Genomic DNA, 6,114 nt, shown 5'->3' on the forward strand with positions numbered 1-6,114 from the left:
CGAACGCCTTACTAAGAGGCGAAAAATTGTTGGCTAAAATAAGCGACGAAGGAGCAAAAAGCCAACTGTTTTTTGTCCTTTTGAGTAACTTGTTAGCCGTTTTTATTCGGGTATAGCCACTTAATTGATTCTTCAACAACTTCGAGCATCCTAAGATTAAGTGTACTCTTATATTCAAGGATTGGATTATCTTCAGTGTTTTTATCTACTAAATGCTGCTTATCAATTTCTACTTTAGGATTTTCGCCATAATTCTCAGCCAACAGCCTAATTTTATCAATTACGACTAGCCACTGCATCGTATGCATAGGAGACAAAGAGACAGCTAGCGGTAACACATGCCTAAAATCTTCTAGTCGAGTATAAGAAGTTTGCATTGCAAATAAGAGTGGTAAGTACTTTGAATTGTTTTTTTTAAATATAGCTCTAGCATCCTCAAGCCAATCTTTTTGAAGAACAGATTTATCTACATGAGGTAAAGCTGTTTCGTGTCCATAAATACGACACCGACTATAAGAATCAAGTGTGGCTGCAATTAAGGAATTGAGAACCTCCATAGTTTCTCTTTCTTTACGTGTGCGAGGTAAGAAATCTATAAACACATAAAATATATAAGCAGAAATAAGGCCAATCAACAAACCAGAGAAGATACTTTGAGTCCCATCAGCGGTTAATACGCTTTCCATTGGGCTATTGATAAAAATTGAAAATACTGGAAATCTAATTTCAACTAAACATAATAATATAAATGAAAAAAAAGTTAAGATTAATAAAGGTCTTTCCCTACGGTCCTTTAACAAATTTAAGATAATCAAACTCCAAAGTTACGAAACGGCTAACGCCTCATCAAGAGGCAATAAAATTGTTGGCTAAAATAGTGAGGCACGAACAAAAGCCAACTGTTTTTTGTCCTGCTTTAATGACTTGTTATATTTTACCTATTCTCATTGTAATAACTTGGTAATTTGGGACAATCAAAGTCGCCTTCACCAAACATATTGTCAATGTGCTCAGGAAACATATCACGCATTTTTTCATAAACTGATTCATTAAGAATATGAAAACCAGCAGGCTTATCCGCGGTACCAAGAAAATTATGAATATCACTTAAGTTTTGATAATGGGCAGGCTGATGAAAGAAGCGCATGTATTCTTGCAGTGTACGATAAACGTAAGTTAAGTCTTTTAAATTAACTTCAACGGTTTCATTGGCATCTATTTTTTCAAGGCCGTACTCAACAATTTCTTCTTGATTATCGGTAAAAACTCTATCCATTTGACTCCAGACTCTCCGTAAAATATAACGCCCAAATCAGGTGCGCCGTAGGCGTCACCTGGATTTTCTTGTTATGTTTTCTTTGTGATTCTGTGCCAAATATATGAAGGCTTCTTCTTGTTACTTTGGAGCGAGCTAATTGCTGGCAGAGATTCTGATAAAGCACTAGCTGACGAATACATTAAAGCAGGAATTAATGGTACTACTGACCCTGAAGCAATTCCAAGTGCAACCCCACCGATAGAGACTAATGCACCTTTTACAGCACCAGACTGGACTTGGCGAATAGAATCACGATATTCATCTACTTGAGGGAGGATTTCACTATGTAATAGTCTTTGTGACTTTACTTGGAATTCATTGGAGCTAATGTTTTGCAGCTCATCAGATGCAGCTAACAATGAAGCATTGAACCGCTCAAATGCAATTCCATATTTACTCCTTAGTTCAAGTATTGTGTTAGTAGATTCAATCTCTACGAATGAGTCATTAATAGATAAAAATTTTACTGCTGGGGATATATTTTTTGCATTATCTGATTCAGAATAAGAAAGTATCTTCGATTCAAAATCTGATTCTGTGATGTAGGTATTACCCAGTTTTTCAGCTAGAAAAGATTGATCGTAAATAGCTTTCAATCTTGCGAGCATTGCTTGATTGATAGCTTGATATGACCATTGATTAAACTTTTTTTCTGATAGTATTTGATCTTTATCCCAGCGTGGCTTAACACTTAGCGACCCATCATCATTTTCATGATACCCATTAATTGTCTGGTATAAATATAGGCTTACACCTGAATATAATGAATCATTCTTAAATCCTACATGAATAGCAGATCTGCGATTTATAGCAGCATCCTCGCTTAAAATAAGCATTTCACCTTTATCATTAGGAATTACAGATTTTAATATCGCATTGTTGTGCGCATAGTCATGCAGCTCTTTAGGAATGCTTGACCTAAAAGAGTCATCAGACTGAAAGAATGGAATTTCTTTACTTGGTTTGTTGTAGAAGTTGATAGGAAATAATGAAACAAAGCCCGCTCTAATTAATGGATGAAGCCAGCTATAAAAGCTAACACCCTCAACAAGTCTCTCTAAGGAAATATGATCATCTGACGAAATCAATGGATCATTTAAAACCACTTTATTGTATACAAGAAGTGATGATAGTATTTTTTCCTTCGTTACTTTACTCGACCATGTGCTGAATTGAGCATTCAAACAAGGTGATGATTCATAGCTATCTATTTCAGAAAAGAGAAGAGTCTTTCTTGCTTCCACGTAACATGAATATCTTCTCGAAAGCTCATCTCTTGGCAATGAACTCAAATCGATAGGACTGCCATTTGATCTAAGCAATTCATATTCTATCAGCAGGTTTATTGCTTGATTGCTCACTCTGAACTCTCCTGAAAACATAACTTTTAAATAAGGGGCGCAGACATGTGGGCTAAAATTCGAACGAAGTGAGCAGCCCACATGTTTGCGTCCCAGCCCGCGCAGCGGGCGAACTTGATTTTTTTGTTATACACGTGCCGATTAAACCTTGTTACTGGATACAAGCAGCATAACCACTGGCGAATACATTGCAATAGCCGCAAAAGCTAAAAGCGGATTCCATAAAACGAAGAACGGCATGTACACGTGATAAAGCGGAAAGTTTAAAGCGAAAGAAAAGAACTCAGACGCTGGTATCCCAACACATTTAAACCCTACAAGCATTGCGTCATAGGCGTAACAACCTACAAAATTAGACGGTTTATGACCGTAGTCCACGAAGGTGAATACGAATATTTCAATTAAAAGTAAAGCTGCAACTGCTGCGACATAAGCAATTGATAGCTTTCTCATTAACTTCCAATGTTTAGGTTTCATCAAAGTGTATAACGCCCAAATAATGGGCAAATATCAGTTGGTTAAAATAAGTGACGCAGGAGCAAAAACCAACTGTTATTTGTCCTGATTAATTTGCTTGTTAGCTGTATTTAGCACCTTATCTAAGAAGACAACCGTTGTTTTGCCCAAAGTTTCTTCTTTGATACGCCTATATCCACGGCGCTCATACATGTTTAGGTTAGCTTTACTATTAATACCCGTAAATAATTCAACTCTGTCTGCTTCAGGGTATGCCAACTCTAAAGCGCTAAGTAGCTTAGAGCCTATACCCAAACCTTTATAGTTACCTTTTATAGCCATACGACCTATATGAGAAGTTGAGCCATTTAATTTTACTTGCCCACTACCAACAATTTTACCGTTCAAAACAACTTTTAAAATACACTTATTATTAAACTCACACTCAAGTTCAGCTAAGCTTTGGGTTAACGGAGGGATATTAAAATCATTGTGCAATTCAGCTTCTGAAACATACGCTTCCTTTTGAATCTGAAGAATAATAGCCGCATCTTCAATTTTTGCTTCACAAATTTCCATTTACAAACCTATATTTATACAGCTAACGCCCGCTTAAGCGGACAAAAATTGTTGGTTATAATGTGTAGCGAAGCGGAACGTAGCCAACTGTTTTTGTTCCGTTTAAAGCGTTTGTTAAGTTTTAAATGCGTATTTTTTCGCTATCCTCGTAACAAACGAATGCTATTTTGCTTTTAGATTTATGAGCTTTCTTTTTATAAAAATCGAGTGCGATAGCTTGATTCGGTTTTAAAAATTCACCATTTATAATACAACTATCACTTTTACATTTTTCAAGTGTATCTGGAACCTTTGCAGGATAAACAATAACCGTTTCGCCTTTATCATTAGTAGAAAGTTTTTTATTCGGCAATGCAGACTCTTGATATTGAACAATTTGCTCGACAGAATCAAAATGGTTTGGATATTTTATTTTAAAACCTGCACATGGTCCGTCCCCACCGTTGTATATTACAACTCTAGTTTTATTTTGAATTTTCTCTGAAGATACAACTAAATCAGGTTCTTTAGGGTTACTCAAAAGCGCGAGTGATGAAAAAAAAATGGCGACTATCACACCAATAGAACTTATATGGTCTTTGTATTTAACGAAAAAACTCAAATTTACATCCTTAAAACTTAACGCCTCGTTAAGAGGCAAAAAATTGTTGGCTAAAATTAGCGACGAAGGAGCAAAAGCCAACTGTTTTTTGTCCTTTTAAACGACTTGTTAGCTGTACTTTTTATTTAGAATACAGACTTAATAATGCTATTTACACCGTCAATTAACTCTTTAACTTGATCTATTGTTGGCTCTTCATTTTTTTGATGACTACATAAATTTCTAAGATCGCCGAGTAATTGAATTTTTCTCCATGTTGGTACGCCGTATACATTGGCTTGTTTTAAAGGATCATTTAAATCAGAAATAGTTGGAAATTTTTTGCGGATAGTTATTCCATGATTTTCAGCTGTTCGCTGTAAATGCCGTTCGAGTACAACACCTGATAATGCTCCTGCTGCTCTCGGGCTAATCTTGATTAACTGCCCTGCGGCAGTTAATTCTTTATCTTGGAGATCAGCAAATAAGTGCCCTGTGACGTCTTGTAATACAGAGTCTATTCTACTAGCTAAGGATGAAATTATATGTATTTGGTTCATAACTCTAATTTGAATTACGTTATTCACATCCCATAAAGCCCCTTTGTGATAGTCGGATCTTGCGCCAATGCCCTTAATATAATCTTGAATAACGTAATTGCTTGCGTTACTCATTTTTCTTTTAGGATCAATGAGGTAGTAATCACAAAATTCTTTAAGTCTTTCAGGTGCCAGAGCCTCAACAAGTTTAATTGCTCTTGAGTACCAATCTTGATACTTTTCAGCAAAGTTCATTGTTTTGCTAGTGTCCGTTGCAAGATTTATTAGATCACTTTTAGAATCAACTAAATCCTGAAGTTCTTTTTTGATTTCATCCGACGTACTCAAATTCAACTCCTTGTACAGCTAACAACTTTATCAGAGGACACTTTCCTCTTTTTATGAGCAAAGTATGTCCTCTTTATTATTTTTAATATTAATAACAAATACTGTAACACATTGCGAGTATTAAACTTTAAGTTAGGCTGTTCTTTTAATAATATGCAGAAAAGAGGAAAGAGTCCTCATTTTCTGGCTTAGGGGGAAAAACGCCAGCGCAGTAAGCAAATACAGCAGCTAAAGATTTAAAATGAAAACTAAACTCCTTTTTTAAATCATTTACTATTCACTAAAAACACGGTGGCGGTAACGTAAGTAACCCTTTAAGTACATTTGTTTATGCAAGCTTATTATAAAAGGTGGTTTTTGGCTGGTGGGGGCTATAAAACGAGGTGATGAGTTATTTACTAAACGCGTCTTTCTGCTTTTAAACAGTACAGACACGATATTTATACCAATCGACTTAAATATTTAGCCTCTCTCGCGTGCTAAATAAAGCGTTAACTGCGTTATAAATTTCTCATGTAGAACAACTACATGTCGAAATTTATGCCTTGTTATCACTCTATTTATCCGTCGCTATAAATGTCTAATTACTTAACACGATTGGTATTATCTGGCTTTTTTGCTTCAAGCGCTTCTATTTCACTCCAGATTTTTTCGGCTTCTGCGCTTAACATGGCGTAGCTTTTAATGTCGCCTTTACGCTGTGCTTGCATGCCTTGCTCAAGTTTTGCGTCGTACTCTTTGCGTAGTTTTTTTGTCGGGTCTGATTTAAATAGTGAAAACATGTGGCTCGCTTAGTTTTATAAAAGTATTAGGGCGTGTTGATCTTTGCGGATTGAAATTTGTTCAATCTAGGGGCGATTAAATCGCGGCGCGAGGTTTGTAACCTAGTGGGCTCGATAACTGCTCCTGCGTTATTCTAATGACTTACATCCA

The 6,114-nt window shown here is 36.0% G+C and carries 8 protein-coding genes; all 8 read right to left on the reverse strand.

Going from position 1 to position 6,114, the window contains the following annotated elements; all coding sequences use genetic code 11:
* Window positions 1-92: 92 nt before the first annotated feature.
* The 8 genes from AN393_RS16215 to AN393_RS16250 all read right to left on the reverse strand — a co-directional run bounded on the left by AN393_RS16215 (window position 93) and on the right by AN393_RS16250 (window position 5,963).
* Entirely contained in the window at window positions 93-686 is a 594-nt protein-coding gene (locus AN393_RS16215) for a hypothetical protein (RefSeq protein ID WP_235576211.1), read from the reverse strand.
* A 248-nt stretch (window positions 687-934) separates the two neighbouring features.
* Window positions 935-1,276: a hypothetical protein gene (locus AN393_RS16220; RefSeq protein ID WP_055018619.1), complete on the reverse strand. Its 342-nt coding sequence runs from the start codon at window positions 1,274-1,276 to the stop codon at window positions 935-937.
* Window positions 1,277-1,347: 71 nt separating this feature from the next.
* Window positions 1,348-2,679, reverse strand: a complete 1,332-nt coding sequence (locus AN393_RS16225) for a hypothetical protein (protein ID WP_055018620.1) — start codon at window positions 2,677-2,679, stop codon at window positions 1,348-1,350.
* A 141-nt stretch (window positions 2,680-2,820) separates the two neighbouring features.
* Window positions 2,821-3,132, reverse strand: a complete 312-nt coding sequence (locus AN393_RS16230) for a hypothetical protein (protein WP_055018621.1) — start codon at window positions 3,130-3,132, stop codon at window positions 2,821-2,823.
* Window positions 3,133-3,231: 99 nt separating this feature from the next.
* Window positions 3,232-3,714 carry a GNAT family N-acetyltransferase gene (locus tag AN393_RS16235; protein WP_055018622.1) on the reverse strand — a complete coding sequence of 161 codons (483 nt, stop codon included), beginning with the start codon at window positions 3,712-3,714 and terminating at the stop codon, window positions 3,232-3,234.
* Between the two features lie 121 nt (window positions 3,715-3,835).
* Window positions 3,836-4,315, reverse strand: coding sequence for a hypothetical protein (locus AN393_RS16240; protein ID WP_152968290.1), 480 nt, complete (start codon window positions 4,313-4,315; stop codon window positions 3,836-3,838).
* A 125-nt stretch (window positions 4,316-4,440) separates the two neighbouring features.
* Window positions 4,441-5,181, reverse strand: coding sequence for a hypothetical protein (locus AN393_RS16245; RefSeq protein WP_055018624.1), 741 nt, complete (start codon window positions 5,179-5,181; stop codon window positions 4,441-4,443).
* 584 nt (window positions 5,182-5,765) lie between these two features.
* On the reverse strand, window positions 5,766-5,963 hold the full coding sequence (locus AN393_RS16250; protein ID WP_024033426.1) for a DUF6435 family protein: 198 nt from the start codon (window positions 5,961-5,963) through the stop codon (window positions 5,766-5,768).
* Window positions 5,964-6,114: the final 151 nt, after the last annotated feature.

The organism is Pseudoalteromonas sp. P1-25 (assembly GCF_001401805.1).
Taxonomy (GTDB): domain Bacteria; phylum Pseudomonadota; class Gammaproteobacteria; order Enterobacterales; family Alteromonadaceae; genus Pseudoalteromonas.

Excerpts from the sequence above, each read along its gene's own strand:
- AN393_RS16215 (WP_235576211.1), bottom strand. The coding sequence starts at position 686 with ATGGAAAGCGTATTAACCGCTGATGGGACTCAAAGTATCTTCTCTGGT.
- AN393_RS16220 (WP_055018619.1), bottom strand. The coding sequence starts at position 1,276 with ATGGATAGAGTTTTTACCGATAATCAAGAAGAAATTGTTGAGTACGGC.
- AN393_RS16235 (WP_055018622.1), bottom strand. The coding sequence starts at position 3,714 with ATGGAAATTTGTGAAGCAAAAATTGAAGATGCGGCTATTATTCTTCAG.
- AN393_RS16250 (WP_024033426.1), bottom strand. The coding sequence starts at position 5,963 with ATGTTTTCACTATTTAAATCAGACCCGACAAAAAAACTACGCAAAGAG.
- AN393_RS16230 (WP_055018621.1), bottom strand. The coding sequence starts at position 3,132 with ATGAGAAAGCTATCAATTGCTTATGTCGCAGCAGTTGCAGCTTTACTT.